The organism is Actinocorallia libanotica, assembly GCF_039525175.1.
In the GTDB taxonomy this organism is placed as follows: domain Bacteria; phylum Actinomycetota; class Actinomycetes; order Streptosporangiales; family Streptosporangiaceae; genus Actinocorallia; species Actinocorallia libanotica.
Map to the genome: position 1 here is coordinate 113,366 of NZ_BAAAHH010000025.1, position 26,146 is coordinate 139,511.

Annotated in this window: 25 protein-coding genes and 1 pseudogene; 12 read left to right on the forward strand and 14 right to left on the reverse strand. The window is 71.2% G+C overall.

From position 1 onward, the window contains the following. Window positions 1-103 precede the first annotated feature (103 nt). The 5 genes from ABD140_RS26765 to ypfJ all read left to right on the forward strand — a co-directional run bounded on the left by ABD140_RS26765 (window position 104) and on the right by ypfJ (window position 4,516). Window positions 104-622 (forward strand): hypothetical protein, encoded by a 519-nt coding sequence (locus tag ABD140_RS26765; protein WP_344243750.1) that lies wholly within the window; start codon window positions 104-106, stop codon window positions 620-622. Beyond that, window positions 619-1,674 carry an efflux RND transporter periplasmic adaptor subunit gene (locus tag ABD140_RS26770; RefSeq protein WP_344243751.1) on the forward strand — a complete coding sequence of 352 codons (1,056 nt, stop codon included), beginning with the start codon at window positions 619-621 and terminating at the stop codon, window positions 1,672-1,674. Before ABD140_RS26765 ends, ABD140_RS26770 begins: the two co-directional genes overlap by 4 nt. Next, the gene (locus ABD140_RS26775) at window positions 1,671-2,339 is read left to right on the forward strand and encodes an ABC transporter ATP-binding protein (RefSeq protein WP_344243752.1); all 669 of its coding nucleotides are present in this window, start codon (window positions 1,671-1,673) and stop codon (window positions 2,337-2,339) included. Before ABD140_RS26770 ends, ABD140_RS26775 begins: the two co-directional genes overlap by 4 nt. After that, on the forward strand, window positions 2,336-3,529 hold the full coding sequence (locus tag ABD140_RS26780) for an ABC transporter permease (RefSeq protein WP_344243753.1): 1,194 nt from the start codon (window positions 2,336-2,338) through the stop codon (window positions 3,527-3,529). The genes ABD140_RS26775 and ABD140_RS26780 overlap by 4 nt, the downstream gene beginning before the upstream one ends. A gap of 117 nt (window positions 3,530-3,646) precedes the next feature. Continuing rightward, window positions 3,647-4,516 (forward strand): KPN_02809 family neutral zinc metallopeptidase, encoded by an 870-nt coding sequence (ypfJ, locus tag ABD140_RS26785; protein ID WP_344243754.1) that lies wholly within the window; start codon window positions 3,647-3,649, stop codon window positions 4,514-4,516. A 149-nt stretch (window positions 4,517-4,665) separates the two neighbouring features. On the opposite strand, the gene ABD140_RS26790 is transcribed toward ypfJ, so the two are convergent. After that, window positions 4,666-4,959 carry a hypothetical protein gene (locus tag ABD140_RS26790; protein WP_344243755.1) on the reverse strand — a complete coding sequence of 98 codons (294 nt, stop codon included), beginning with the start codon at window positions 4,957-4,959 and terminating at the stop codon, window positions 4,666-4,668. A gap of 124 nt (window positions 4,960-5,083) precedes the next feature. Continuing rightward, window positions 5,084-5,896, reverse strand: a complete 813-nt coding sequence (locus ABD140_RS26795) for a dioxygenase family protein (RefSeq protein ID WP_344243756.1) — start codon at window positions 5,894-5,896, stop codon at window positions 5,084-5,086. A 202-nt stretch (window positions 5,897-6,098) separates the two neighbouring features. Here ABD140_RS26795 and ABD140_RS26800 point away from each other — a divergent pair, with 202 nt between their 5' ends. Continuing rightward, on the forward strand, window positions 6,099-7,214 hold the full coding sequence (locus ABD140_RS26800; protein WP_344243758.1) for an NBR1-Ig-like domain-containing protein: 1,116 nt from the start codon (window positions 6,099-6,101) through the stop codon (window positions 7,212-7,214). 48 nt (window positions 7,215-7,262) lie between these two features. Here ABD140_RS26800 and ABD140_RS26805 read toward each other — a convergent pair whose 3' ends face one another. Genes ABD140_RS26805 through ABD140_RS26815 form a run of 3 tightly spaced genes read right to left on the reverse strand, consistent with a single transcriptional unit; the run spans window position 7,263 to window position 10,050 of the window. Next, window positions 7,263-8,201 (reverse strand): SpoIID/LytB domain-containing protein, encoded by a 939-nt coding sequence (locus ABD140_RS26805; RefSeq protein ID WP_344243759.1) that lies wholly within the window; start codon window positions 8,199-8,201, stop codon window positions 7,263-7,265. 53 nt (window positions 8,202-8,254) lie between these two features. After that, on the reverse strand, window positions 8,255-9,154 hold the full coding sequence (locus tag ABD140_RS26810; protein WP_344243760.1) for a peptidase inhibitor family I36 protein: 900 nt from the start codon (window positions 9,152-9,154) through the stop codon (window positions 8,255-8,257). A gap of 47 nt (window positions 9,155-9,201) precedes the next feature. Next, entirely contained in the window at window positions 9,202-10,050 is an 849-nt protein-coding gene (locus ABD140_RS26815) for a peptidoglycan-binding domain-containing protein (protein WP_344243761.1), read from the reverse strand. 466 nt (window positions 10,051-10,516) lie between these two features. Here ABD140_RS26815 and ABD140_RS26820 point away from each other — a divergent pair, with 466 nt between their 5' ends. The 4 genes and pseudogenes from ABD140_RS26820 to ABD140_RS26835 all read left to right on the forward strand — a co-directional run bounded on the left by ABD140_RS26820 (window position 10,517) and on the right by ABD140_RS26835 (window position 14,092). After that, window positions 10,517-11,344: an alpha/beta fold hydrolase gene (locus tag ABD140_RS26820; RefSeq protein WP_344243762.1), complete on the forward strand. Its 828-nt coding sequence runs from the start codon at window positions 10,517-10,519 to the stop codon at window positions 11,342-11,344. A 331-nt stretch (window positions 11,345-11,675) separates the two neighbouring features. Beyond that, window positions 11,676-12,773 (forward strand): ribosome small subunit-dependent GTPase A, encoded by a 1,098-nt coding sequence (gene rsgA, locus ABD140_RS26825; RefSeq protein ID WP_344243763.1) that lies wholly within the window; start codon window positions 11,676-11,678, stop codon window positions 12,771-12,773. Between the two features lie 35 nt (window positions 12,774-12,808). After that, window positions 12,809-13,234, forward strand: a pseudogene (locus ABD140_RS26830) (SAM-dependent methyltransferase); the annotation flags it as partial. A gap of 348 nt (window positions 13,235-13,582) precedes the next feature. Beyond that, entirely contained in the window at window positions 13,583-14,092 is a 510-nt protein-coding gene (locus tag ABD140_RS26835; protein ID WP_344243777.1) for a GNAT family N-acetyltransferase, read from the forward strand. Window positions 14,093-14,242: 150 nt separating this feature from the next. Here the strand turns inward: ABD140_RS26835 and ABD140_RS26840 are convergent, their stop codons facing one another. The 6 genes from ABD140_RS26840 to ABD140_RS26865 form a co-directional block, all read right to left on the reverse strand. Further along, complete coding sequence (locus ABD140_RS26840) at window positions 14,243-15,148, reverse strand: FG-GAP repeat domain-containing protein (protein ID WP_344243764.1); 906 nt, start codon at window positions 15,146-15,148, stop codon at window positions 14,243-14,245. A 93-nt stretch (window positions 15,149-15,241) separates the two neighbouring features. Then, on the reverse strand, window positions 15,242-15,703 hold the full coding sequence (locus ABD140_RS26845) for a hypothetical protein (RefSeq protein ID WP_344243765.1): 462 nt from the start codon (window positions 15,701-15,703) through the stop codon (window positions 15,242-15,244). A 194-nt stretch (window positions 15,704-15,897) separates the two neighbouring features. After that, window positions 15,898-16,458 carry an NADPH-dependent FMN reductase gene (locus ABD140_RS26850; RefSeq protein ID WP_344243766.1) on the reverse strand — a complete coding sequence of 187 codons (561 nt, stop codon included), beginning with the start codon at window positions 16,456-16,458 and terminating at the stop codon, window positions 15,898-15,900. Between the two features lie 136 nt (window positions 16,459-16,594). Continuing rightward, window positions 16,595-19,270, reverse strand: coding sequence for a helix-turn-helix transcriptional regulator (locus ABD140_RS26855; protein ID WP_344243767.1), 2,676 nt, complete (start codon window positions 19,268-19,270; stop codon window positions 16,595-16,597). An 81-nt stretch (window positions 19,271-19,351) separates the two neighbouring features. After that, on the reverse strand, window positions 19,352-20,314 hold the full coding sequence (locus ABD140_RS26860; protein ID WP_344243768.1) for a zinc-binding dehydrogenase: 963 nt from the start codon (window positions 20,312-20,314) through the stop codon (window positions 19,352-19,354). Between the two features lie 36 nt (window positions 20,315-20,350). Then, a complete protein-coding gene (locus ABD140_RS26865) occupies window positions 20,351-21,712 on the reverse strand; it encodes an MFS transporter (protein WP_344243769.1) in 1,362 nt (453 codons plus the stop codon). Between the two features lie 344 nt (window positions 21,713-22,056). Between ABD140_RS26865 and ABD140_RS26870 the strand changes: the two genes are divergently transcribed. Next, window positions 22,057-23,178, forward strand: a complete 1,122-nt coding sequence (locus ABD140_RS26870) for a hypothetical protein (RefSeq protein ID WP_344243770.1) — start codon at window positions 22,057-22,059, stop codon at window positions 23,176-23,178. Beyond that, window positions 23,162-23,932: an alpha-ketoglutarate-dependent dioxygenase AlkB family protein gene (locus tag ABD140_RS26875; RefSeq protein ID WP_344243771.1), complete on the forward strand. Its 771-nt coding sequence runs from the start codon at window positions 23,162-23,164 to the stop codon at window positions 23,930-23,932. Before ABD140_RS26870 ends, ABD140_RS26875 begins: the two co-directional genes overlap by 17 nt. 283 nt (window positions 23,933-24,215) lie before the next feature. Here the strand turns inward: ABD140_RS26875 and ABD140_RS26880 are convergent, their stop codons facing one another. The 3 genes from ABD140_RS26880 to ABD140_RS40320 all read right to left on the reverse strand — a co-directional run bounded on the left by ABD140_RS26880 (window position 24,216) and on the right by ABD140_RS40320 (window position 26,051). Continuing rightward, window positions 24,216-24,539, reverse strand: a complete 324-nt coding sequence (locus tag ABD140_RS26880; RefSeq protein ID WP_344243772.1) for a hypothetical protein — start codon at window positions 24,537-24,539, stop codon at window positions 24,216-24,218. Window positions 24,540-24,727: 188 nt separating this feature from the next. Continuing rightward, a complete protein-coding gene (locus ABD140_RS26885) occupies window positions 24,728-25,240 on the reverse strand; it encodes a hypothetical protein (RefSeq protein WP_344243773.1) in 513 nt (170 codons plus the stop codon). 382 nt (window positions 25,241-25,622) lie between these two features. Continuing rightward, on the reverse strand, window positions 25,623-26,051 hold the full coding sequence (locus tag ABD140_RS40320) for a helix-turn-helix domain-containing protein (RefSeq protein WP_486303349.1): 429 nt from the start codon (window positions 26,049-26,051) through the stop codon (window positions 25,623-25,625). Window positions 26,052-26,146 lie beyond the last annotated feature (95 nt).

The window sequence follows — 26,146 nt, forward strand, 5'->3', positions numbered from 1 at the left end:
CCGGCGTTAAGGAAGCCGGAAACCGCCGGGAAACGCGCGTTTCGGTCTACTGCTCGGCGGAAGGCCGGGAACGCCCCGGCCGGGAAGGCGAAAGATGCGTCTGATGATGGGTCTGGCGGCGGGCATCCTGCTGTTCGGCGCCGCCGCCTGCGGCGGCTCCGATGCCGGCACCGAGATCGCGTCCGCCGGCGGTGACCCGACGGTGTCGGCTTCGGCGTCGCCGGGCGCCGAAGGGTCGTTCGTCAAGTACGCCGCCTGCATGCGCGAGAACGGCATCCCCATGGAGGATCCGGAGGTCGACGCCGGCGGCAGGGCCAAGGTCCAGCTCTCGGTCCCGGAGGGTGTGGACAAGTCCACGGTCGAAGCGGCCGAGAAGAAGTGCCGTCCGCTCATGCCGAACGGCGGTGAGCTGGCGAAGGCCAACCCGGAGGGCCGGAAGGCGATGCTCGCAATGTCCCGTTGCATGCGCGAGAACGGGTACCCCACGTTCCCCGACCCCTCCCCGGACGGCGGCATGCGGCTCGACCACGACAGCGGCATCGACTTCTCGGACCCGGCGTTCCAGGCCGCCCAGGAGAAGTGCCAGGCGGCCGGGGGCGTCACCGACGTGGAGAAGCGGTGAGGCGGCGGCTGGCCCTGACGGCCGCGGCGGTCGTCGTGACAGGGGCGGTGGCGGCGTCCGCGGCGATCGGATCGCGCGGCGGGGAAGACGTGCTGGCCGAGGCCGCGGCGCTCCCGCCGGACACGGCCGAGGTGCTCCGCCAGACGCTCCGGGACACCCAGAGCGAGACCGGAACGCTCGGCCACGGCGCCGACACCACCGTCGCGACGGGCCTCGCGGGCACCCTGACCGGGGTCGCCGAGGCCGGGACGACCGTGCGCAGGGGCGGGACCCTGTACCGGATCGACGACACGCCCGTGGTCCTGCTGTACGGCGGCCTGCCCGCCTACCGGGTGCTCTCGTCCGGTGCCTCCGGCCGCGACGTGCTCCAGTTCGAGCGGAACCTGTGGGCCCTGGGCTACCGGGGCTTCACCGTGGACCGCGAGTACACCTCGGCGACGGCCACCGCCGTCCGCGCATGGCAGGACGACCTCGGCCTCGACGAGACGGGGACGGTCGAGCCGGCCCGCGTCCGCTACGCCGACGGAGCCTCCCGGGTCCGCTCCCTCCGGGCCGCCAAGGGCGACGCCGTCCGGCCCGGCGCGGAGATCCTCGCCCTGACGGGCCGGGAACGCGCCGTCACCGTCACCCTCCCGGTGGACGACCGGCGCCTCGCGAAGAAGGGAGCCGAGGTCGGCATCACCCTCCCGGACGACAAGACGACGACGGGGAGGATCACCGACGTCGAGACGGTGGTGGCCCCCGCGGAGGACGAGCGCTCCGACCCCGAGACGGAGATCGAGGTCACCATCTCGCTGGACGAGCCCAAGGACGTCGGCTCCCTCGACGAGGCGTCCGTCTCGGTGGCCTTCACCGCGAAGGTGCGGAAGGACGTCCTGGCCGTCCCGGTGGGGGCGCTCCTCGCCCTCGCCGAAGGCGGCTACGGGGTCGAGGTCGTCGAGAACGGGGCTGCCCGGATCGTCCCCGTCGAGACGGGGCTGTTCGCCGGAGGACTCGTGGAGGTCACCTCCGCCGAGCTGGCCGAAGGAGACCGGGTGGGGGTGCCGTCGTGAGCGCCGAACCGGTCGTGGAGCTCCACGATGTCAGCAAGCTCTACGCCGGCGGTGTGGCGGCCGTCGCCGACGTGTCGCTGACGATCGGTCAGGGGGAGCTCGTGGGGATCGTCGGCCCGTCGGGTTCGGGGAAGTCCACGATGCTCAACCTGATGGGCACGCTCGACAGGCCGTCCCGGGGGAGGGTCCGCATAGCGGGAGAGGAGGTGTCCGCGTTGTCGGACGGCCGCCTGTCGGCGCTGCGCGCGCACCGCATCGGCTTCGTCTTCCAGCAGTTCCACCTCACCGCCGGGCGCACCGCTCTGGACAACGTCGCCGACGGTCTGCTCTACACCGGCACGCCCCTGCGGGAACGCCTGGAGCGGGCGGAGAAGGCACTGGCGAGGGTCGGCCTCGGGGCGAGAGCCCGGCACCGGCCTTCGGAGATGTCGGGCGGTGAGCGCCAGCGCGTCGCGATCGCCCGCGCGGTCGTCGGCGAGCCCGCGCTGCTCCTGGCGGACGAGCCGACCGGGAACCTCGACTCCGTGTCCGGCGCGGGCGTCATGGCGCTGCTGCGTGAGCTGCACGCCGCCGGGACGACGGTCGTGATCATCACCCACGACCGCGAGATCGCCGACGGGCTGCCCCGGCGCGTCGGCATGCGCGACGGACGGGTGAGCGGGTGACCCGGCCCGAGCCGTCCCGGCTCCTTCCCCGCGACGTCCTGCGCACCGGCGCGTCCGGTCTGCGCGCCCGCAGGGCGCGGGCGTTCCTGTCGGCGCTCGGCATCGCGATCGGCATCGCCGCGATGGTCTCGGTGCTGGGCATCTCGGCGTCCAGCCGCGCCGAGGTGGACCGCGAGCTCGCCGCGCTCGGCACCGACCTGCTGACGGTCGCGCCCGGCCGGACGATGTTCGGCGAGGACGCGGAGCTCCCGGCCGAGGCGGTCGCGATGATCTCCCGGATCGGCCCGGTGGAGCGGGTCGCGGCGACCGGCGCGGTCTCCGGCGCGAAGGCCTACCGGTCCGACCGGATCCCGGAGGGCGAGAGCGGCGGCCTCTCCGTCCACGCGGCGCAGCTCGACCTGCTCGGCACCGTCGCCGCCGAGACCGCCTCCGGGACGTGGCTGAACGCCGCGACCGCGCGCCACCCGACCGCCGTCCTGGGCGCCGAGACGGCCGACCGCCTCGGTGTCGGCTCGCCCGGCTCGCGGATCCTGGTCGGCGGCGTGTGGTTCACCGTGGTCGGCGTGCTGGAACCGGTCCCGCTCGCGCCCGAGCTGGACACCGCGGTCCTCGTCGGCTGGCCCGCCGCGCAGGAGCTCCTGGGTTTCGAAGGGCGCCCGACGACGGTCTACACCCGTTCGGAGGACGACCGGGTCGAGGCCGTGCGGGGCGTCCTGGCGGCCACCGCGAACCCGGAGGCGCCGAGCGAGGTGGAGGTCTCCCGGCCGTCGGACGCGCTGGCCGCGCGCGAGGCCGCCGACCGCGCCTTCACCGGCCTGCTGCTGGGGCTCGGCGCGGTGGCGCTGCTGGTCGGCGGCGTCGGCGTGGCCAACACGATGATCATCTCGGTGCTGGAGCGCCGCGCCGAGATCGGGTTGCGCCGGTCGCTCGGCGCGACCCGGCGGCACGTGCTGCTGCAGTTCCTCACCGAGTCGCTGCTGCTGTCGGCGCTCGGCGGCCTCGGCGGGGTGCTGCTCTCCACGGCGATCACGGCGCTGTACGCGGTGTCGCGCGGCTGGCCGGTCGCGATCCCGGTGTGGACGCCCGCCGCGGCGCTCGGCGCGACACTGGTGATCGGCGCGCTGGCCGGGCTCTACCCGGCGACGCGCGCCGCCCGGATGGCCCCGACCGAGGCGCTGAGCACGCCCTGAGCCGGCGGACCCGGCCGGGGTCCCGAGGGTTCCGGCCGGGTCCGATGAAAACTTTTCGAGATATCTCACATCTTTTGTCTAGTTTGTCGCGTCAATTTCCCGGCTATCGAAAGATTCATGGACTTCAATGATGATGTTCGGCTCGATCCGTCGCAGGTGGAGACCGGAGGCGGCGGCCGGGGCCGCGGCGTCGCCGCCGGAGGCGGCGTTCTCGGCATCCTCGGTCTGCTCGCGGCGCTCTTCTTCGGCGTCGACCCGTTCGGCGGCGGCCAGGACGGGACCGGCCAGAACGGGCAGGAGGTCCGGGGGGCGGGCGAGCTCCAGGAGAAGTGCCTCACGGGCGCGGACGCCGAGCGGGGCGGTGACTGCCTCGTCGTGGGAGTGGTGAACAGCGTCCAGGGCTACTGGAAGAAGGAGTTCGCCGCGAGTGGTCTGACCTATGACCAGGCCAGGACGCAGATCTTCGAGGGCGCCACGCAGACGGCCTGCGGGTATGCGACCAAGGACGTGGGGCCGTTCTACTGCCCCGCGGACCAGAAGGTGTACCTGGACCTCACCTTCTTCGACGATCTGAAGACCCGGTACGGGGCGCAGGGCGGGGACGCCGCCCAGGCCTACGTGATCGGCCACGAGTACGGGCACCACGTGCAGAACCTGCTCGGGGTGACGAAGCGGGTCGACCAGGGCGCCACGGGCGCCTCCAGCGCCTCGGTCCGCCTGGAGCTGCAGGCGGACTGTTACGCGGGTGTCTGGATGCACAACGCGGTGCAGACGGGATACCTGGCGAAGGTCACCCGGACCGACCTCGACCAGGCGCTGAGCGCGGCCGAGGCCGTCGGGGACGACCGCATCCAGGAGCGCAGCCGGGGGCACGTGCAGCCCGACTCGTTCACGCACGGCACCTCCGCCCAGCGCGCCGACTGGCTGACCACGGGCTACTCCTCCGGCGACCCCGACCGCTGCGACACCTTCAAGGGCGGTATCTGACCCGGCGGATGCCGCAGACGCAGAGCTTCGGCCACGCGGCGGACGCCGCGGACGCCGCGGACGCGAGAAGGGCGCGGGACCTGGGGTCCCGGACCTCGAGGTCCGGGCCTTCGACGGGGTGATCCCACCGGTCCCGACGCGACCGGTCTCTAGCGCGGCGGCGGTTCCTCGTCCGCCTCCCGGCCCTTCAGGGGGTCGCCCTGGCGGGTGCCGCCCTCCGGTCCGGGCGCCTCGGCGGCGTACCCTTCGGCGGCGCCGCCGGTGCCGGGGATCACCCGGGGGCGGGGACGCTCCTCCAGGCCCGAGTGCGCGCCGGGACCGCGGTCGGCCGGGTCGTCCCCCTCCGGGACGAGCCGGCTCTTGCCCTGGCGCTCCTCCCCCTGATGCGCCCGCCGGCTCCGCTCGGCGGCCTCGCCGCGGTCGGAAGCTTCCTTTTCGGTCATGTCATATTCCCCCTTGAATCTGACCTATGACCCCTTGGTCTGCCCGAATTGTCCCCGTCTACACCCGGCCGGGGAAGGCTTCACCTCGCGCCGCCCCGGGCTTGCCCGCCGCCGGGCGCGAGGGTCACAGCGGGACGTCGAGGGCGGCTTCGTAGCCCCGGGAGACCGAACCGGTGACGGTCGCGAGCTGAAGGTCGTGCCCGTCGGAGAAGACGTTGTCGGTCTCCAAGGAGAGCCCGGAGAGGTTCCTGACGCTCTGGGAGTAGCCGTCCGCGGCGTAGACGGCTTCGCAGACGTCCTTGGGGAAGGCGAGCTGGGTCGTCTTGGTCGGGGTCCCCGCGGTCGTCGCGGCCTTGAGCGAGGCGTAGACCTCGAAGTGGATGTGCGGCCAGCGGCCCGTGTAGCAGGCGGGGAAGATGCTGGTGAACTTCACCTTCCCCTTCTTGTCGGCCTTCTGCACGCCGCGCAGGTAGTTCTCGCCGGTGACGCCCTCGGAGTAGAGCGAGTAGTTGCCGTCCCGGTCGCAGTGCCACAGGTAGACGGCCGCGCCGGCGAGCGGCGAGCCGTCGTCGGTCAGGGTCAGCTCGACGGTCAGCGGCACGCCCTCGGCCGTGCCGCTCGCGCCGCCGAAGCTGGACCGGATGTCGCTCCGCACGATGCCGGACCGCGTGAGGACGTCGGGGCCGTTCGACCCGTCACCCGGGTACGGGCCCGCGGTCTCGTCGGGGATCTCGCCTTCCGGGGTCGTCCCGCCCCCGGCCCGGTCCGGCGGAGGCGCCGTCCCGTTCCCCGGCGGGGTCCGGGTGCCGGTGGCGGCCTCCTCCCCGGAGCAGCCGACCAGCCCGGCCAGGGCGGTCCCGCCGAGCAGGCCGAGCACGCCCCGGCGGCCCATGAGGGAGGACAGGTCGAACGCCAGACCGCGATCGTGGTCGTTCATGGAGCAGCCCTTCGCAAGAGGAGTCGGTGTCATGGGAAGTCTCGCCGGGCTTCCTGAGAAGGCGATGACGCGCTGGCGTGTTTTCCGTGAGCGGCGCCTTCCGAGGGGTGAGACACGTCCTCTTAATGCTGACTCGCCCGGCTTTGTGCGCTTATATCGGTTTGGGTTGAGGGAGGGCTGCGGGTGCTGTTAGCTTCGCCCGGTGGACGACAGGCGTGCGCGGGCGGAAGCGATCGAGGACTTCGCGGAGGTCCTCCGGGAACTGCGCAAATCAGTCGGCGACCCTTCTTTTCGGGAGATGTCCGGCCGGTCGGGGGCGATCTCCCATACGACCCTGCACGAGGCCACCAAGGGCAACCGGCTCCCGAGCTGGGAGACGACCGTCGAGTTCGTCAAGGTGTGCGGCGCGGACCCGGACACCTACCGCGAACGCTGGGAGAAGGCGAACCGGACGGTCAGATCGGCGGGCGCAGGACTCCCCGCGGCCCGCGCGGACGCCCCCACGGCCCGCGCGGACGCTCCGACGGCCCGCGCGGACGCCCCGGCGGATCGCGCGGACGCCCCGGCGGATCCTCCGTCCGAAGGGCCCGCGGCCTCCGCGGCAGGCGCCGCGGAGGCTCATGCCGCGGAACGTCATACGGTGCACCTCGCTCTGAGCGCGCAGGCGCCTCGGCCGAACGGCGAGACCCTGGTGTCCGCGCCCCCGCCGCCCGTCGAGGCCGCGGACGACGTCCAGCCGGCCCCCGCGCCGGGGAGGCGCAGGCGCTTCCGGCTGGCCCGGCCGGTCGTGGCCGCGCTCGCCGTGAAGGCCGTCGGGGCGGGGGCGGTCGCGGGGATCATCGCCGACCGCGGGACCGGACCGGACGAGCGCGACCCGGCCGGCGGCCCGTCGACCGCCGCGCTGACCCCGGGCGACTGCCCGGTGCGGCCGACCAACCCGGCTGCGGCCCCGCCGGCGCACGAAGGCGACGCGGCCGCGTTCCTCGGGGACGTCACGCTGCCCGACTGCACGCGCGTCGGCACCGGCGCGACCGTGACGAAGGCGTGGCGGCTCAAGAACGTCGGGACCGTGCCGTGGAAGGGGTACTCGCTGCGCCTCCTCGACTTCCCGCAGCAGGCCGACCAGTGCCAGACGATCTCCCACGTGCCGATCGAGAACACGCCGCCCGGCGAGGCGGTCGAGGTCCGGGTCGAGGTCACCACGCCGCGGAAGCCGGGCTTCTGCTACGTGCGGTTCAAGATGGTCGACGCCTCGGGGGGCATCGCGTTCCCCGGCAACCGGCCGATCAACTTCCAGATCATCGTCGCCGAACGCTGACGCCCCGCCGTGCGGGGCACGGCGGGGCGTCAGGCGGTCCTCAGCAGGTCACTTCCTGATGGAGATGCCCTTGTAGTAGTAGTTGAGGATCTTGGTGTGGCTCCAGCCCTTGCGGGCCAGGTCGCGGGAGCCCTCCTGGGACATCCACTCGCCGTTGCGCCACCACGTCCGGCACGCCGTCGTGTTCTGGCAGTACTGGGCCTGGAAGATCTTCCCGCCCTTGGTCAGCCGGGTGCCCCACGTCGCGTTCACCGCGGCGCTCGTCGCGGACTTCGCGGAGCCGGGCTTGTACACCTGGCTGTACGTGCTGTCGTAGACGTCGAAGCACATGCCGTTCTCCTTGCGGGTGGAGTGCAGCGCCCACCACCAGCCGTGGTTCTTGGCGGCGATGGCACCGGCCCGCAGGGATTCCTTCGGCCAGCTCGCGTACCACTCGTTGGGCAGGACGTCCTTGACGTACTGCTTGAAGTTCACGCGGTCCACGCGGTTGAGCTTCTTGCGGTACACGAGGATCGTCGTGGGCGGCTTGCTGTGCGTGGCGTCGGTCTTGCAGCCGGTCGGCCCGGGGGAGGGGGAACCGGAGCTCATGAACTTGTGCGAGGCGTTCTGGTTCTTCAGGGCGGCGCTGAGGTTGACCTTGGCGCCGGGCTTGAAGTCCTGGTACCTGCCGCTGTAGTTGCTGTTGAAGTAGACGCGGACGGTCTTGCTGCTGCGGTTCCAGGCCGCGGCGGCCTCGTTCTTGATGCACTTGCCCTTGCCGGCGCCGGCGCCCTTGAAGTCGTAGCACTCGGGCTGCTTGGTGGCGTAGTTGGCGACGGACTTGGTGAAGTCGGAGACCGACCCCTTGTGGTTGCTGTTGAAGTAGTAGCAGAACTCACCGGTCTGGCAGACGCCGTCGCGGCCCGCCGCCGAGGCGGGCGACGGGGCGGCGAGCACCACCCCGCCGACCGCCAGCGCGGCGGACGCTGCGGCGAGCCGGGAGATCATCCGTACAGCTCTTCTGGACACAGTCGTCTTCTCTTCTCAGAGGCCGCGATGCGTTACTTGACGTTGTAGCCCTGGGAGACCCAGAACGAGTTCGGGTTCGGGTTGTTCAGGACCGGGTCGTTGACGCTCTTGGACGCGCGCGGCTGCTTGCCGGGGCGCACCTCGACGTGGGTGTGCGCGGCGCCGCTGGACGACACCCCGCGCCAGGCCTCGGTGGCGATGAGCTGGCCGCGCTTGATGTTCTGGCCCACGCGCAGGGAGGACTTCGGCGCGGAGTGCAGGTAGATCACCGTCTTGTTCAGCGAGGCGTTGTAGATGGCGATCGTGGAGAGCCCCGACCCGCCGTTGTAGCCGCGCGCGACGGAGATGATCTTGCCGCTCGTCAGGGAGTAGACGTTCGCGCCCACCCGGCGGATGAGGTCGATGCCCTCGTGCCGGCCCTTGGTGGTGGTGTAGCCGTCGAAGCGGCAGCTGATCCAGCCGCCGCCGGTCTTGTACAGCGCGTACGACAGGTTGGTCTTGCCCTTCGGCGGGGCCGACGGGTTGAACTGGTGCGAGGCGTTCTGGTTCTTCAGGGCGGGGCTGAGGTTGACCTTGGCGCCGGGCTTGAAGTCCTGGTACCTGCCGCTGTAGTTGCTGTTGAAGTAGACGCGGACGGTCTTGCTGCTGCGGTTCCAGGCCGCGGCGGCCTCGTTCTTGATGCACTTGCCCTTGCCGGCGCCGGCGCCCTTGAAGTCGTAGCACTCGGGCTGCTTGGTGGCGTAGTTGGCGACGGAGCTGGTGAAGTCGGAGACCGACCCCTTGTGGTTGCTGTTGAAGTAGTAGCAGAACTCACCGGTCTCGCACTTGCCGTTGCGGGCCGCCGCCGAGGCGGGCACCGCGGTGGCGACGACCGTGCCACCGACCGCCATCGCGGCGGTCACCACGGCGAGGGACTTGCCGAGCTTGCTCATGATGTTCTCCTTGCGTCTGAGGAACCTGGGATCAAGGGGGCTGGAGTTCAGCGGCGCTGATACTCCTCCCAGGTGCGGATGGTGACCTTGGGGCCGTCGTCGGGGCGGCGGTCGGCCAGTCCGTTCCGGCCGAGGTAGTAGTCGCCGACCTGGTTCTGGGCCTGGGTGGCCAGATCGGGGTCGCTGATGGCGACGGCGTGGATGTGCCACGGCCAGTCGCCCTGCCGGGGGCTGCGCACCCACGCCGCGAAACCGACGCGGCGCAGCGCGCGGACGGCCGCGGTGCGGGTGGCGGCGCTCATCCCCTTCACCGAGATGTCGAGGGCGCCGCCGCCATCGTGGGTGCCGGCGGAGGTGGGGTCGCCGCCGGGGTTGTACGAACCCTGGTCGAGCACGAGCTTGCGGCCGAACAGCCGCTTGGCCTCGGCCAGCATGTTCTTCGTGCGGGTGTTGACGATGGCGCCGCCGCTGGACGCCCTGGCGCCCGGGGTGACGGCGTGGGTGACCTTGAAGCGCCCGGCTCCGAGCTTGGTGAGGGACGCCTTGCCCGGCAGGCCGTTGGCGTCGAGACCGGTGAAGCCGAGCGACTTCTGGTACTTCTTGTAGGCGGCGATCGTCGTGGTGCCGAAGTAGCCGTCCACCCACTTGGCGGCGAGCAGGCGCCGGTCGCGCAGCGCCTTCTCGACCAGGAGCACGCTCGCCTTGGCTCCCGGGGTCAGCTTGTCGTCGGGCCGCCGCGGGTCGATCTGCGCCGCCTTGAGAACCGCCTCCATGTTCACGCTCGGCAGCGCCTTCCTGGCGTCGGCCGCCTCCGCCGCCGGCGTCCCGGCCGCTCCCGTCAGGGAGGCGAGCAGGGCGGCCGCCGTGAGGGCGACGGCGCATGAGATCGGCTTCATCGTTTCTCCTGGGGTCAGGCGCCGAGCGGCGGTTCCGGGGACGAGTCCAACGCTCGGGGTTCGGCGCCCGTGTCCACAAGAAATCGGTGTTGTCAGGCCGTCCAAAGCCCTTTCTTACAGGCGTCCAAGCCGTCTGACAGGCGGTCCGGCGGCGCGCGGGACGGGCTGCCGCCGTCCGCCCGGCCGGTGTACGGCGCTCCGGGACACGGGGGGAAACCGATGATCATTCCAGTCCGGGGCCGTAGCTTAACGGACAAATCAGTCGACTCTGGAAACTTGCGAAGCCCCGGACGAAAAGAGGCCGCGGCGGTACTGCTGGGGCCTTTGCCCGGGTTCGGGGTGGGCTTGGGTCGGGAGCGGGGATCAGCACTGCGGTCGTGGAGGCCGGCCCGGTGCGCGCCGCCCCGGGGTTCTGGCGCTTCGGACCGTCCCGGTCAGGTTCACCGTCGATACGAGGAGCTCCGCAATGCCCTTCTTCACCACGCGCGATGGCGTCGAGATCCACTACAGGGACTGGGGGCAGGGCAGGCCGGTCCTGTTCATCCACGGCTGGCCGCTGAACTGCGACGCCTGGCAGGACCAGCTCAAGGCCGTCGCCGACCAGGGGTACCGCGGCATCGCCCACAGCCGCCGCGGCCACGGCCGCTCCGAGCAGCCCTGGGGCGGCTACGACTTCGACACCTTCGCCGACGACCTCAACGATCTCATCAACCACCTCAACCTGCGCGACGTCACCCTCGTCGCGCACTCCATGGGCGGCGGCGAACTCGCCCGCTACATCGGACGCCACGGCACCTCGCGGCTGCGGTCGGCGGTGCTGCTGTCGGCCATCCCGCCGCTCATGGCCGAGAGCGCCGACAACCCCGAAGGCGTGCCGGACAAGGTGTTCCAGGACATCAAGAACGGCATCCTGGGCGAGCGCTCCCAGTTCTGGCAGGACACCGCGGTCGGTTTCTTCTCGGCGAACCGGTCCGGCGACAAGGTCACCCAGGGCAACAAGGACGCCTTCTGGTTCATGGCCATGCAGGAGTCCATCGAGGCCGGCGTCGCATGCGTCGACGCCTTCGCCTACACCGACTTCACCCAGGACCTGAAGAAGTTCGACATCCCCACCCTCATCGTCCACGGCGACGACGACCAGGTCGTCCCCATCGACGCCACCGCCCGCCGGTCCGCGGAGATCATCGCCGATGCCACTCTGAAGGTCTACGAGGGCGGCTCCCACGGAATCGCCATGGTCCCCGGCGACAAGGAGAAGTTCAATGCAGACCTCCTGGACTTCCTGTCCCGGTGACACCCGCCCTCGTCGACGTACGTCCCGGGCGTCGGCGAGGGGCCGGGCTCCAGGCCGGGGTCGCCGTCGTCACGTGAGGGAAAATCTCACTGTGTGGAAGGGGAATGTGTTAAAGTCGGCAGCGTAGTGACAACCGGGTCGGCTACGGGACAGAAAGGGGAGGTGAGTTGATGAACGCCGCAAAGGCGGCTGCCGTGTGCAGCGCCCACCGGACCATCCTCACGTCCCGGGTTCCGGTCTGACCTGACACTGATGCCCCCGTTGGAGCCCTGACGGCTCACGGGAGGCAGCAATCCGTGCTGATCGGGACCCCTGTTCAAGGGTCTCTACGTTGTCTCGACCTTTCTCTCATCATGATCATCCGTATTCCCTGGCGGACTACGGCTGGGACGAGGCGTGCGAGCGCGCCTTCGCGCCCCATCACGCCGCCGGGCTGATCCCGGCGCGCATCGTTCGAGCCGAACGCGGCTCGTGTGAAGCGATCACGGACGCCGGAATCGTCCGTGCGCAGATCCCCGGCAACATCGGCCAGGGCGATCCGTCGAAGGCGCCGTGCACCGGCGACTGGGCGGCCCTGCGCCCTGCCGTCGACGGCCGTGGACCGGTGCTGGACGCGGTACTGGAGCGGCGCACCGCGCTGGTGCGTTCGTCTGCTTCGCGTAACTCGCACGGCCAGGTCCTGGCCGCCAACGTCGACACGGTGGTGGTGACGGTGTCGCTGGCCGCCCCGCTCAACCACGGCAGGACCGAACGCATGCTCGCCCTGTCCTGGGAGAGCGGCGCCCGGCCGTGCGTGGTGCTCACCAAGGCCGACGCGTGCGCCGACCCGCAGTCGGCCGCACACGAGGTGTCCGAGGTGGCCCCCGGGGTGGACGTGCTGGTCACCAGCGCCGTGACCGGGGAGGGCCTGGACATCCTGACCGCCGTGCTGACCGGCACCGTCGTGCTGCTCGGGCCCTCCGGGGCGGGCAAGTCCACCCTGGGCAACCGGCTGCTGGGCGAGGAGCGGCTGGCCACCGGCGCCGTGCGCGAGGCGGACGGCAAGGGCCGGCACACCACCGCGTGGCGGGAGCTGCTCCCGCTGCCCGGCGGCGGCGTCCTGCTGGACACCCCCGGGCTGCGCGCGATCGGCCTGCACGACGCCGGGGAAGGGCTGGAGCAGACCTTCGCCGAGATCGAGTACTTCGCGAAGGACTGCCGTTTCACGGACTGCGCGCATGTGAGCGAACCGGGCTGCGCGGTCCTGGCCGCCGTGGCGGACGGCGAGATCTCCCAGCGCCGTCTGGACAGCTACCAGCGGCTGCTGAGGGAGAACGACTACGCCGCCTCCCGCACCGACGCGCGGTTGCGCGCCGACCGCGAGGCCACCAAGAAGGGGATCACGCGGCACCTGCGCGCCACCTACCAGTTCCGGGAGCGCCAGCAGTGACCGACACCTCCGACCACGCCCTCAGCGTCGACCCGGTGACGCAGGCGCTCTTCACGCTGCACCACGACCTGCCCCGGCAGGGGCCCGGCTCGGACGCCACCACGCGCCGCCTGCTGGAAGCGGCCGGGCCGCTGCCCGAGCACCCGCGGGTGCTGGACGCGGGCTGCGGCCCCGGCCGCGCCACGCTGCTGCTGGCCGAAGAGGCCGGCGCGCACGTGACCGCGGTCGACCTGCACCAGCCGTTCCTGGACGGCCTCGCGGCCGAGGCCGCGCGCCGGGGCCTGGCCGACCAGGTCACGGTCGTCAACTGCTCGATGGACCGGCTTCCGGTCCCCGACCACGGCTTCGATGTGATCTGGGCCGAAGGCTCGATCTACACGGTCGGCTTCGAGCACGCTCTGCGCGCCTGGCGCCGCCTGCTCGCCCCCGGCGGCGTCATCGTCGTCACCGAGATCGAATGGACCGCGGCCGACCCGGCCGCACCCGCCCGCGCGTACTGGGACGCGGTCTATCCCCTGCGCACCCTCGCCGAGAACACCGAGGTCGCGCAGGCCGCCGGCTACCGCCTCCGCGAGCACTGGCCGCTGCCGGAAAGCGACTGGTGGGACGAGTACTACACCCCGCTCAGCCAGCGAATCGCCCGGATGGATCCGCGGCGGCCCGGCATGACGGAGGCGCTCGCCGCGCTCCAGGCGGAGATCGCCATGCGGCGGGAGCACGGCGGCGACTACGACTACGCCGCCTACCTCCTCCACCTTCACGACGACACCATCGACTCCAACGAGAACGAGAACGAGAACGAGACCACCATGACCACCTGGACCATCCGCCCCGAGACCGCCGAGGACATCCCCGCCATCCGCGACATCCTCCTCGCCGCCTTCCCCACCGCGCTGGAAGCCGACCTCGTCGACGCCCTGCGCGCCGACCCGCAGGCGTGGATCGACGGACTGTCCATGGTCGCCGCCGACCCCGACGGCACCCCGACCGGGTACGCGCTGATCACCCGCTGCCACGTCGACGGCGCGCCCGCCCTGGCCCTGGCCCCGTGCGCGGTGCCGCCTTCGGCCCAGCGCACCGGCGCCGGCTCCGCCGCGATCCGCGCCGCCCTGGACGTCGCCCGCGCCATGGGCGAGAACCTGGTCCTCGTCCTGGGCCACGCCGACTACTACCCGCGGTTCGGCTTCACCCCGGCCTCCGGCTTCGGCATCCGGGCGCCCTTCGACGTGCCCGACGAGGCCATGATGGCCATGGCCTTCGACGCCACCCGCCCGGTCCCGACCGGCACCATCGAGTACCCCGCCGCCTTCGGCGTCTGACACACCCCGTGGTGCCCGCGACCCCTCTCTCCCGGGCACCACGCCTCCTCCCAGGCCGCCCCTCGCCGAGCGGCCTGGGAGGAGCGCAACGGCCGCAGAGGCCGAGGTCCACCGGCGGCGCGACGTCATCCGAGATCCACCGGACACGCTCTAGGGGCGGGCGGTCCCCTCGCCGAGGAGGCCGGAGAGGGGCACCGGGAGTCTCTGGGCGGCCTTGGGGCGGGTGACGGGCACGACCCAGAGGTTCGGGGCGGCGCTGTCGGGGATGAGGAGCTCCTTGGCGGCGCCGCCGACCGGGTTCTGGACCACCATGTCCTGCGCGTCGATCGCCTTCGCGCCGAACGCGGAGGTCTTGACGGTCTTGACGTGGCCGGTGTCGAGGCCGGCGCGGGTGCCGCGGATCACGCGGAGGGTGCGGGAGCCGGACGCGACGACCACGTCGGCACGGCCGTCGCCGGTGACGTCGCCGACGGTGAACGACCCCTTGAAGGGGATCGGCGCGAGCGGCAGGCCGAAGTCCCGACCGGTGCCGAGACGCACGTCGAGGTGGCCGCCGTCCGGACCGGTCGGCCGGGCGGCGACCAGGTCGGCGCGGCCGTCGCCGGTGAGGTCGGCGGCGACGGGGGCGGCGTTCCCGGCCGCGCCCCAGGACAGCAGGGTGCGGGCCGTCCTGCCCAGCCCCTTGCGCGAGCCCGAGTAGACGACCAGGCCGCCCTGGACGTCCCCCGGTACGGGTTCCCGTTCGAGCAGGGCGGCCAGGTCCGCGTAGCCGTCGCCGTCGAAGTCGCCGGTCGCCAGGGCGGTGAAGTGCCCCGTCGTCTTGGGCCTCCGGATGACGGCGGGCCTGCGCGAGACCTTCCTGGCGCCGCCGGAGTACACGAGGATCGCGGACTTGTGCGTCCTGGCCCGTTCGAGGGTCACCGCGATGTCGCGCCGCCCGTCGCCGTCGTAGTCGCCGGGCCTCGCGGGGCGCGGGCGCGCCTGCGCGACGGAGCCGGGGATCAGCGCGGCCGCGAGGGCCAAGGCGGCGAGCGAGGGAAGGACGGCGGTCTTCACAGCGGGAGCCTCTCGATCACGAGCGTTGCGAGTGAGAAGCCACCAGAGACCGAAAAGTTCGCCGGTATGGCGGAACATCCGGTCCGCCGGTCGCTACTGGGTCTCTCGGATGAGGGTGGCGGCTTGGCCGGAGAACTCCACGACGGCGTTGTGCGGTGCCTCCTGCACCCACGCGTCGAAGCCGTCGACGGAGCATTTGCTTTCGTCGGGCGGGGTGGTGCCGTCGGGGCAGGTGCTTCCGGCGACGTACAGGACGGTGTCGGTGGCGGTGAAGAAGACGACGTCGCCGACGGCGAACTTGCCCGGTGCCAGGTAGCGCAGCTGACCCCACTTCGAGGTGATCTGCTGGCCGCCCGGGGTGGAGACCTCGCCCGGGGTGGAGGCGTCGCTCGGGGTGGAGACCTCGCCCGGGGTGGAGGCGTCGCTCGGCGCGGACGCGGAGTCGAAGGGCGTGGAGGACGAGGGCGACGCGGACCCGTCGTCGCCGTTGCCGGTGCAGGCCGTCAGGCCGAGCGCCAATACCGCCGCCACTCCGGTGATCAGGAGCTTCCGCATGAGTCCCCGCTCTCGTTCTCGGTGCGCGATCCTTCGTGATCGTGCTGTGCCGGGTGAGATGCGGGCACGGCTCGGCGAAGTTGGCGCACCGGCGCGTGATCAAGCCGACCCGGTGCGCCCCGAACCCGCGGCCAGGTGGAGGCGTCAGGATGTCCTGCGGGCACGGAGAAGTTCGCGCGGCCCCGGAATCGGTGTCATGCGGCGTAAGGGCGGCTGGCGCGGGCGTCGCGGAGCGCCTGGGCCCACCAGGTGAGCTGGTCCAGGGTCTTCTCGACCGCCTGGTCCGCGTGGGGGTCGGCGGGGGATCCGGTGTCGTCGAACCGGCTCCAGCAGTGGGGGAAGGCGACGCCGTCGCGGATGGTGACGGCGTGCAGTTCGGCGAAGACGGCCCGCAGGTGCTCGACGGCGCGCAGGCCGCCGGAGATGCCGCCGTAGGAGACGAAGGCGACGGGCTTGGCCTGCCATTCGGTGAAGTGCCAGTCGATGAGCGCCTTGAGGGAGGCGGGATAGCTGTGGTTGTACTCGGGGGTGATCACCACGAAGGCGTCGGCGGCCGCGAGGCGGGGCGAGACGGCCTGGACGGCCGCGGGCGGGTCGTCGGTGAGGCGGTCGGGGATGCCGGCGTCGTGCAGGTCGATGACGTCGAGGCGGAGGCCGTCGTGGGCCTTGGCGCGGGTGGTGAACCAGGTGGAGACGGTCTCGGCGAAGCGGCCCTGGCGGGTGCTGCCGACGATGACGGCGACGGTGAGGGACATGTGCTGCCTCCGGATCAGACGGGTCGTGCGGTGATGCCACGATCCTGGCCGTCGCGTCGCGGCGACCGCCTCTGTCGGATGACCGGGCGGACGACCGGGCGGAGGATCCCGGTAGGCCGGCGGGCGGGCGGGGAGGTCAGCCGTCGGGGAGGTCGATCCGGGTCAGTTCGATGCGGGAGCTGACGCCGAGCTTGGGATAGGCGTTGTAGAGGTGGTAGCCGACGGTCCGCGGGCTGAGGAAGAGGCGTTCACCGATCTGCCGGTTGGTCAGTCCCTCCGCGGCCAGGCGTACGACGTGCCGTTCCTGCGGGGACAGGGCCGTCGTGTCCGCGGCGGCCGGGGCGGGCGCGGAGGCGGGGGCGCCGCTGTCGCCGGCGGCGCGGAGTTCGGCGCGGGCGCGGTCCGTCCACGGTGCGGCGCCGAGGGCGGCGAGCATCTCGGCGGCGGTGCGCAGGGCCGGGCGGGCGGCGCTGGGGCGGCCGGTGCGGCGCAGCCAGGAGCCGTGCCCGAGAAGGGTACGGGCGTGCTCCAGGGGGCGGTCCGAGGAGGACAGGCGGGCGAGGGCTTCGTCCCAGAGGGGCGCCGGGTCGGGGGAGAGGTGGGCTTCGGCGCGGGCGAGGAGGCCGCGCGCCCAGTCCTGACCGGTTTCGACGGCCCACGGGGTGAGGGCGTCGAGGGCGGCGCGTGCGTCGTCCGCGCGGCCGAGCCGGGCCAGTGTCTCGACCCGGTCGATGGACAGATAGCGGGTCATGATGCCGGGCAGTTCGGTCTGGGTGAGGACGTCGAGCAGCGCCAGCGCGTCGTCGAGGTCGCCACGGGCCAGCGCGAGGACGGCGCGTGCGGTGGCGGGCGGCGTGCCCTCGACGGGCCTGCCCTGCCAGGCGGCGATGGTGGCGCGAAGGTCGCGGGCCTCGGCGGCGAAGAAGGGCTGGTCGGTCTCCTCCGCGATGCGTTCGGCGGCGTGCGCCGTGGCGTCCGCGTCGTGGAGGTGGCCGCGGAGCAGGCGGACGCGCGTGAGGTCGCGCAGGACTTCCGGCAGAGCGCCGGTCGCGTTCGCGCGGTATTCGTCGGCGAGCTCGGACAGGAGGTGCTCCGCGAGGGAAAGGTCACCGGTCGCGATGACCCACTCCAGAGCGCACGCGCGTTCCAGCGGGGCGAGCCGGTGCAGTACGTCGCCGGTGTAGAGGGCGTGCAGCGCGGCGAAACCGGGCTGCCCCAGGGCGATGCGGGCGAGTCCGGCGGCCGCGTCGCGCAACGCGCGGGCGTCGACGGCGTCGGGGGGCAGCGGCAGAGCGTCCGTCGCGGCCAGGGCGGCGCGCACGATCGTGCGACGGCCGCTGACCCAGGCGGTGCCGGTGGCGTCGAGCAGCATGAAGGCCGCCTTGACCGGGGCGTGCGCGGCCGCCGGTGTCGCCCCGTCGATCAGGAGACGGGCCGCGGTGTCCGGACGTCCGCGGAAGTACGGGTCGAGGGCGCTGATCTGGGCGAGCCCCGCCCGTACGGCCGGGTCGGCCACGAGGGACGCCGCCTGCTCGGCGAGGGCGGCGGCGCGCGGCGTGTCACCGGCGTCGGCGGCCGAGCGGGCGGCCAGGGCCAGCCTGCGGCCGCGGTCGGCGGGGGCCGGACTGAGCCGGGCGGCGCGTTCGTAGGTCGCCGCGGCGGTGCCGTAAGCGGCCTGCCCGCGGCCGCAGCCGGCGCTCTCCTCGACCTTGCGGGCGACGGACTCGTCGGGCTCGGTGGTCGCGGCGGCCAGGTGCAGCACCCGGCGGACGAAGTCGTCGGGGCTGGTGCCGGGCAGGGACCGGGCGAGCGCCGCGTGGGCGGCCACCCGTTCGGCGAGCGACGCCGTCTGCACGGCCGCCGAGCGGATGAGGGGGTGCGGGAAGGAGACGCGGCCGTCGGTGGCGAGCAGCAGGCCCCTGCACTCGGCGGGTCCCAGGTCGATCAGGTCCGCGCCGAGGTGGGCCGCGGCCCGGACGAGGGTGTGCAGGTCGCCGCCGCCGTCGAGGGCCGCCAGCAGGACCAGGGCGCGTGACCTGGGCGGCAGGTTGGCGACGCGTTCGGCGAAGCCGTGCCGGACCCGGTCGGGGCCGATCGCGGGGCCGAACTGTTCGAGGGCGCCTTCGCGGTGGGCGGTGGGAAGCTCCTTCAGCGCCAGCGGATTGCCCGCCGCCTCCCGCAGCACGAACTCGCTCACCTGGCGCGGCAGGTCGGGGGCGTGGGCGGCGAGGAGGGCGGCGGCCGTCTCCCGGTCCAGCCGGGGCAGGAGCAGTTGGGGGATGCCCGGGGCGGGAAAGGCGGGGGCGTGCCCGTCCCGTGCCGCGAAGAGCATGACGGTGCCTTCGTCGCGCAGCCGGCGGGCCGCGAAGAGCAGGGCGTCGGCGGACGAGGCGTCGATCCAGTGCGCGTCGTCGATGAGGCAGAGCACGGGCCGTTCGGCGGCGAGCGCGTTCAGCAGGGCGTGCAGCGCGATGCCGGTCTGGAACCGGTCGCCGACCGGCCCGTCGGCCGTGCCGAGCGCCGTGTGCAGCACGGCGGCCTGCCGTTCCGGCAGCACGTCGATGCGGTCGGCGACCGGCGCGAGCAGCATGTGCAGGCCGGCGAAGGGAAGGTCCCGCTCCGTCTCCACGCCGAGGGCGCTCAGCACCAGCAGGCCGCCGTCCTCGCGGGCGCGGTCGGCGACGTCGGCGAGGAGCGCGGACTTGCCGATCCCCGCCTCGCCGCGCAGCACCAGTGCCGTGCCGTGTCCGGAACGCGCCGCCTGGAGCGCCTCGGCGAGGACCTGGGCCTCCTGCTCGCGGCCGTAGATCATGCGGTCAGCCTAGGTGAGCGGGACGGCGGTTCCCCGCACCGGTGTCCGAAAAGTCCAGCCAAGGCTGACCGCATGGGGATGTCACGGCAGAAGGACCACCTTGCCGACTGTCTTCCGTCCGCGCAGAGCGGCGTGCGCGGCTGCCGCCTCCGCGAGGGGGAACGTGGTGACGGTGGGCACGAGGCGCCCGGCCGCCGCCTCGGCGAGCGCCTCCTCCTGCAGGGCGCGCATGCCGCCGGGCCTGCGCGCCATCCTCGGGCCGAGGGCGTACACGGCGCTGACCGCACGGTCGCGCAGATCGACGGAGGTGAAGGCCGTGATCTCCTCCGCCCAACCGTGCACCACGTGCACGCCGCCCGGCCCGAGCAGCTCGAAGGCGGTCCGGCCCGCCTCACCGCCGACGCCGTCGAAGACCACGCTCACCTCGCCCGCCTCTTTCTCCCAGCCGGGCAGCGTGTAGTCGACGGCCCGGTCCGCTCCGTTGGCGAGGACGCGCGCGGTCTTCGCCGGTCCTCCGGCCGCACCGACCACCGTCGCGCCGACGGCCTTGGCGAGCTGCACCAGCAGCGTGCCCACGCCCCCGGCGGCCGAGGTGATCAGGACGGTGTCGCCGGCGCCCACCTCCGCCGACCGCCAGATGCCGAGCGCGGCACGGCCGGTGCCGACCATCGTGATGGCGGCGGGGAAGTCGAGAACGTCCGGGACGGGGAAGAGCGCGTCCACCTCCCGGACGGCGAACTCGGCGTAACCGGCGTTGACGAGGCCGAGGTGCGTGACGACACGGCGGCCCAGCCAGGACTCCTCGACGCCGTCGCCGAGCGCGTCGACCACGCCCGCCACCTCCCGTCCGGGAGTGACGGGGAGGTCCGGCACCGGAAAGGGGATCTTGGACGGGTCGCCTTCGTGCAGGAACGCGTCGAGCACGTGCACGCCCGCCGCCCGCACCGCGATGCGGACCTGGCCGGGACCCGGCTCGGGCGTGGGAACGTCGTCGTAGTGGAGTTCGTCTTCGGGACCGAACGCGTGGATGCGGATGGCTTTCATGCCGCAGACGGTAGAAAGCCGGGGCCTCGCCGCGCCTCAGTCGGATGACCGGGTCCGCCTACCGGTGACGACCGCTCCGGCGGCCACCACGAAGGCCGCGCACGCCACTCCCGCCAGCAGCCCGATCGCGCCGCGGAACCCGCCCGCGCTCCAGGCCGCCGCCGACACCGCCGGGGCCAGCACCAGACCGACGGTACGGGCCGTGTTGGTCAGGCCGCCCGCCACTCCCGCCTGCTCGTCCGGCACGGAACGCAGCACCGCCGTGGACACCGCCGGGTTCAGCAGCCCGGCGCCCAGCCCCAGCAGCGCGAGCCGCCACGCCAGATCACCCAGCCCGGCATCGGCCCCCAACGGCAGGTGCAGCAGGATCGCGACGCCCACCAGCGCGGCTCCCACGGCCGCGACCGGCAGCGGTCCGATCCGGTCCACCACCCCGCCCGCGACCGGCGTGACCAGGGACATCACCCCCACCCAGCACAACACGGCGGTGCCGAGCAGCCCCGCGTCGGCACGCATGACGTCGGAGACGAAGTACGGCAGCACGAATGACGTCAGCCCGGTCGAGACGGCGAACAACGTCAGCACCAGCGCCGGCAGCCCGGCCATCGCCGACCGCAGCACCGCCACGACCGGCCGCGAAGCCCGCAACCGCGCCCAGACCACACCCAGCACCACCGCCACCACCAGAACGACGACGGCCGGTACCAACGCGACGTCCACCAGCTCGACGGAGAGGACGAGCGCCGTCATGGCACCACCGAGCACCGCCCCTTCACCCAGCAGCCCACGCCCCGGCAAAGGCACCCGCCCGTCACCGCGCCGCAGCAGCCGTGCGCCCGCCACCGCCACGACCACCAGCAACGGCATCTTGATCAGGAACACGGCCCGCCACCCGAACTCCGCCGCCACCCAGCCGCCCAGCGGCGCGGCTCCGGTGGCTCCGAGCGTCATCACGGCCATCAGCCACCCCATCGCCCGACCGCGCTCCTCCGGCCGCACCGCCCGCACGAGCGCGGGCATCGTGCACGCCATGAACCCGACGCTCACCAACCCGAGCAGCACCCGCGCGGCCAGCAGCAACGGCAGGTTCGGCGCCAGCACGCCCAGCACGCTGAACACCCCGATCCCCGCCAGCCCCGCCAGGTAGACGACCCGCAGGTCCGCCCCGTCCACCCACCGCCCCGCGGGCAACGCCAACGCCGCGGACGGCAGCGTGTAAGCGAGCAGCACCCAGGCCGTGGCCCCCGGCGACACCTCGAACTCCGCCCCGATCAGGGGCAGCGTGAACGACGACAGGGAGATCTCACTCGCGGCGATCAACGTCGCGAGCGCGAGCACGAACACCGTGCCCCAACTGGTCTTCTCGGTCTTCGGCAACGCGCCGACATCAGTGGTCATGCCGCCGCACGCTAGGAGGACACCGCGTACCGGCACCCCAGTCATCTGACCGGAACACCTACCGGTACCTATGAATAGGCCTCCAGGAGGCGTCCACCGTATGGCCAAGGAACGGTTGACTGAAGGGTGATAATCTTGCGTCCCCTACCGTCCGAAAGCTCATGGAATGGACCGGCAGACCATCTGTTCGGTTTTGCTGGTTCGTGTCTCAAAGCGCGAATGGAAGGCACGGTTTGATGTACGCAACAGAGCCGACAGAAGCCTGCATCGAAGACGCGAACCACATCTTGGTCGCGCCTTCTTCGTTGCAAGACAACGACTTGCTCAGGGACTTCTTCGGAACCGTGATCACACCAGAGGGCCTTGCCTCCGGTTCGCCCGACCTCGCGCAGAAGACCGTCTACCTGTGCGGCGACGTATCCGGGATCAGCGGCCGCCGCCTGCACGAGGCGGCCCGGGTATGCGTTATCCGGGAGCTGTCACACGGTTACCGCCAGGACGTCGACGAACCTTGGACCCTCGTCGACTTCGGCCAGGTCCCCACCCGCGTCCACGGCGTCGGCGTGTACTACCGCCGCTTCTTCGGCCCCGACACCGATCAGTTCCATCGGATCAGTGCGGAGCACGCGTTCCAGTCCCTGACGGAATCCACCAAACCCGGAACGGCCCACCGCAGCGGAATCTATCTGACGCCCGTCACACGAAACGGCGACGAACTACATTTCCGCCTGCTCCGATGCTCCACGAATCTCTCAGGACCGACCGAGAACTTCCGTCCGACCGACACACATATCGTCGAGGCCCTGAACCGCGAGGCCGCCGCCATCTTCCGGAACCAGGCACCGCTCAACCACGTCCTCGCGCAGATCTACCACAACACCCTCGCCACGACCGAGCGCAAGCAGTCCAAGGCCAGGATCTCGACCCACGCCGACAAGACCAAGGACATGCCCGTCAACGGCATCATGGCCTTCTGCACCTTCTACGACCGGCTCGACAAGCTCCACCCCCTGGCCGAAGACACCTTCGACCGCGGCGTGAAGAGCACCAGCGGCCTGACCAAGCTCCACTTCCGCCTCAAGGAGCCGGCCGGGGGACCCGACGGGACCGCACTCCCCCCGCAGTTCACCCTGACCCTCTATCCCGGCTCCGTGTTCTTCATGCCGCTGTCCACCAACCGCCTCTACACGCACGAGATCCGACCCTCAGGCCTGGACGCCGACCTGCTCCCGACCCGCCTGGGCTACGTGGTGCGCTGCTCGAACACCGAAGCCGTGCACAAGAACGGCCACACGTTCCTCAAACTGGACGGAGACCTGGTTCCGCTGGAGCCACCCACCCCGGCGGGCATGAACGAGCTGCGCAGGCTCTACGCCGAAGAGAACAAGACCTCGTCCTTCATCGACTACGGCGACAAGTTCGTCTTCAGCATGAACACGGGGGACTACCTTGCCCCCCGAGCCTAGGTTCTCGGACGAGATCCTCTCGTTCTCCCTGCCGACCGAGGAGAACCTCTTCGAGGAACTGTCCGCGTCGGCTCGCTGGGAAGACGTGGGAAAAGGCCGCCGCGGCGCCACCCTCACCAAGCTCGACGAGACGGGTGGCGTACCCCTCGTACGCACCACCACCCGATACAGCAGCCCGACGCAGCGCTTCCGCCCGGTGCACGAACGCCTGGCACAACAGATCCAAGAACATGCGGCGCTACCGGTCGGCTTCAACAACGCCCTCATCGAGATCTACACGAACGCCTACACGACCATGGGCAGCCACTCCGACCAGGCCCTCGACCTGGCCGACGGTTCGTTCATCGCCGTTTTCTCCTGCTACCGGGATCCCGAGACGAGCCCGCCGAGAAAACTGATCTTCGAACCAAAGGGAACCACCGGCGAGAAGTTCGAGATCCCCCTCGCCCACAACAGCATCGTCGCATTCTCCGTCGACTCGAATCGACGACTCAAACACAAGATCATATTGGACGCACCCGCCCGGACAGCGGACGACCAATGGCTGGGCGTCACCTTCCGAACATCAAAGACCTTCGTCCGGTTCCACGACGGACACGCCTACCTCCCCCAAGGCGCGCGCCTCATGCCGGCCGACGATGAACAGAGACACGAGTTCTACCGACTACGACGCCGCGAGAACAACGAAACGGACTTCACCTACCCTCCGCTGACGTACACCATCAGCGAGAGCGACCTGATACCGCCCACCTGACCTCGCCCGTCGCCATGAGGGCCAGGAAACATCACGGGACCGCCATCGAGCTGGGGACCGTCGGACACACGCTCCGCGTTGCCAGGACGGTCGATACCTCGACGTTGCCGGACGAGAGCCAGGGACGGCTGCCCATCGATGTCGCCCGCGCTCCTGCGCAGCGGCGACAGGCCGACCAAGCGGTCTCCGCGCTCCTGCAAGCCAAAGAGGTCACCGCGGAGCAGATCCAGAACCATCAGACGTTGCGCGCCAGCGAGAGCCGAATCATCCGCTCTCACGTTCGCTACCAGGAGGCTCGGAGGGCTGCCGCGACTTCGACGACGTCCAAGGCCACAACGACCTCATCAGCATGCCATTCACCGCGTTCGGTGAGGGCCAGACCGATCAGGACCAGTTCAGCGGCCGCTTCGCACAACGCCGCCTGATCCCGGCTCTCCTCACCGACAGCCCCCGGTTCATCCCTGTTCCACCCCGCAACAGCCACTTCCGCCACGGCCCGAGGCAACCGGACCACGATCCGATCAATCTGAGGGGACAGGTGACGACCCAGATCAGCAAGCACCTGAGCATCGTCCCCATACCTCACGTACTGCTCCTCGTCCTGCACCCTGCGAGCGTACGAACCCGCACATGATCTCCGCTGCTGACAACGACCGTGGACACCAGTGAAAGGCGGAGGATCCTGAGACGGCTTGAGCCCTGGCCGCAGTACGAGTGCGGACAGGGCCGGACGGGGTCCGGTCGGCTCGTAATACGTAGGTCTGGCCGTTGAGATCCAGGCCTGTGGTCCGAGGCTCAGAGACGGTGGATTCGATAATCCGAGTCGGGTGGTGTGAGTTCCAGACCGTTCTCGTCCAGCGCGTTGTAGATAGTGATGCGTTCGCTGCCGAAGACGAAGCTGACGGCGACCATGCCCTGAGCCACGTCCCTGCCGGTCCACTCGAGCAACTCGACAGCGGTCAGAGTACGACCGCACAAAGCAGCCATGCCCGCACGCTCGTCCTCACGCCACAGCAGGCGGAACTCCAGCTCTGAGCCCGACCAGACGACAGGGGCCGACGGATCGATCTCGTTCCAAGTGATGGACACATCGCTGAACTTGCTGTGACTGATCTCGACCTGCGCCCCCTCGAAGGCGAACAGCACAGGACAGTCAGCGAACCAGGAGTCGTCCTCCAGATCCCAGACGACCCACACCGACTTCAGCCGCCGACCAGCCAGGGAACGCAACCGTTCGGCGTGCATCTCGCTGATCGCGCCGACCCCACAAAGCAGCGGAGGGCGGTAGCAGGTGATGTCGAACGCCATCGAGCCACCCTAGTGACCAAGACGCCCCCAAAGGAGCCACTGTGGGAGCCACCCGGGTGAACAGCCCTGAACCAGTACGAACGACACCGGACAGGCGACCAGAGCGGAGAGCACCCGGTGAACCGACCTGAACGGGTGCGAACGAGGATTTGAAATCTACGGATTAGAAGGACCGCGCTCCGTCTGGCGACTAACGGCGAAGGGCCCCGGCGGTGATCGCCGGGGCCCTCTCGTGCTGCGCACCCGAAGGGATTCGAACCCCTGACCTTCTGGCCCGTAGGGAGACGATCATGAGTCTTGTTTCCACAGCTCAAGGGCATGGTCGAGTTGCCTGTAAGAGCTCCTTGGGGCGTATCGGGAACGGCCACCTCGCCTGCTGCGGTCAGGTTTCGGTTTCGGGGAAGAGGGATTGTTGGTGGGATCGGCGGTAGAGGGCGTGGGGGCTTCGGGGGCTGTTGCCGATGAGTTCGACGGTGCCTTCGGTGCGCATGATGGACAGCCAACGGCGGACGGTGGTGTCGCTGAGGCCGGTCCTGGCTGCGAGGTCGGCACGGGAGAGGGATTGGGTTCCGAGGGCGGCGAGGAGTTGGTCGCGGCGGTCGGCCCGGACGGGGGTGGCCGGTTGTCCGGTGGCCGTCGGTGCGGGGAGGAGGTATCGGGACCAGCGGTGGGTGCCGATGCGTTGGACGAGGCCGCGTGCGGCGAGGTCCTGGAGTTCGGTGGTGGCGACGCGTGAGTCGACTCCGGTGGTGGTCCGGTAGGCATGGTTGTCCAGAGGCCGGCGTTGTTCGTGGAGGGTGCCTAGGAACAGTCGTTGGCCGGCGGTGAGTGATGTGCCCTGCCGATTCCGGACAGCTTATTTGCGGTTAGTTCACGCCGCGAGCTGCCGTTCGAGGTACTCGTTGT

What these genes read in the sequence shown, in the direction of transcription:
- ABD140_RS26765 (WP_344243750.1), top strand. Translation starts at nt 104, where the DNA reads ATGATGGGTCTGGCGGCGGGCATCCTGCTGTTCGGCGCCGCCGCCTGC.
- ypfJ (WP_344243754.1), top strand. Translation starts at nt 3,647, where the DNA reads ATGGACTTCAATGATGATGTTCGGCTCGATCCGTCGCAGGTGGAGACC.
- ABD140_RS26790 (WP_344243755.1), bottom strand. Translation starts at nt 4,959, where the DNA reads ATGACCGAAAAGGAAGCTTCCGACCGCGGCGAGGCCGCCGAGCGGAGC.
- ABD140_RS26795 (WP_344243756.1), bottom strand. Translation starts at nt 5,896, where the DNA reads ATGAACGACCACGATCGCGGTCTGGCGTTCGACCTGTCCTCCCTCATG.
- ABD140_RS26805 (WP_344243759.1), bottom strand. Translation starts at nt 8,201, where the DNA reads ATGATCTCCCGGCTCGCCGCAGCGTCCGCCGCGCTGGCGGTCGGCGGG.
- ABD140_RS26810 (WP_344243760.1), bottom strand. Translation starts at nt 9,154, where the DNA reads ATGAGCAAGCTCGGCAAGTCCCTCGCCGTGGTGACCGCCGCGATGGCG.
- ABD140_RS26815 (WP_344243761.1), bottom strand. Translation starts at nt 10,050, where the DNA reads ATGAAGCCGATCTCATGCGCCGTCGCCCTCACGGCGGCCGCCCTGCTC.
- ABD140_RS26820 (WP_344243762.1), top strand. Translation starts at nt 10,517, where the DNA reads ATGCCCTTCTTCACCACGCGCGATGGCGTCGAGATCCACTACAGGGAC.
- ABD140_RS26835 (WP_344243777.1), top strand. Translation starts at nt 13,583, where the DNA reads ATGACCACCTGGACCATCCGCCCCGAGACCGCCGAGGACATCCCCGCC.
- ABD140_RS26845 (WP_344243765.1), bottom strand. Translation starts at nt 15,703, where the DNA reads ATGCGGAAGCTCCTGATCACCGGAGTGGCGGCGGTATTGGCGCTCGGC.
- ABD140_RS26850 (WP_344243766.1), bottom strand. Translation starts at nt 16,458, where the DNA reads ATGTCCCTCACCGTCGCCGTCATCGTCGGCAGCACCCGCCAGGGCCGC.
- ABD140_RS26855 (WP_344243767.1), bottom strand. Translation starts at nt 19,270, where the DNA reads ATGATCTACGGCCGCGAGCAGGAGGCCCAGGTCCTCGCCGAGGCGCTC.
- ABD140_RS26860 (WP_344243768.1), bottom strand. Translation starts at nt 20,314, where the DNA reads ATGAAAGCCATCCGCATCCACGCGTTCGGTCCCGAAGACGAACTCCAC.
- ABD140_RS26865 (WP_344243769.1), bottom strand. Translation starts at nt 21,712, where the DNA reads ATGACCACTGATGTCGGCGCGTTGCCGAAGACCGAGAAGACCAGTTGG.
- ABD140_RS26885 (WP_344243773.1), bottom strand. Translation starts at nt 25,240, where the DNA reads ATGGCGTTCGACATCACCTGCTACCGCCCTCCGCTGCTTTGTGGGGTC.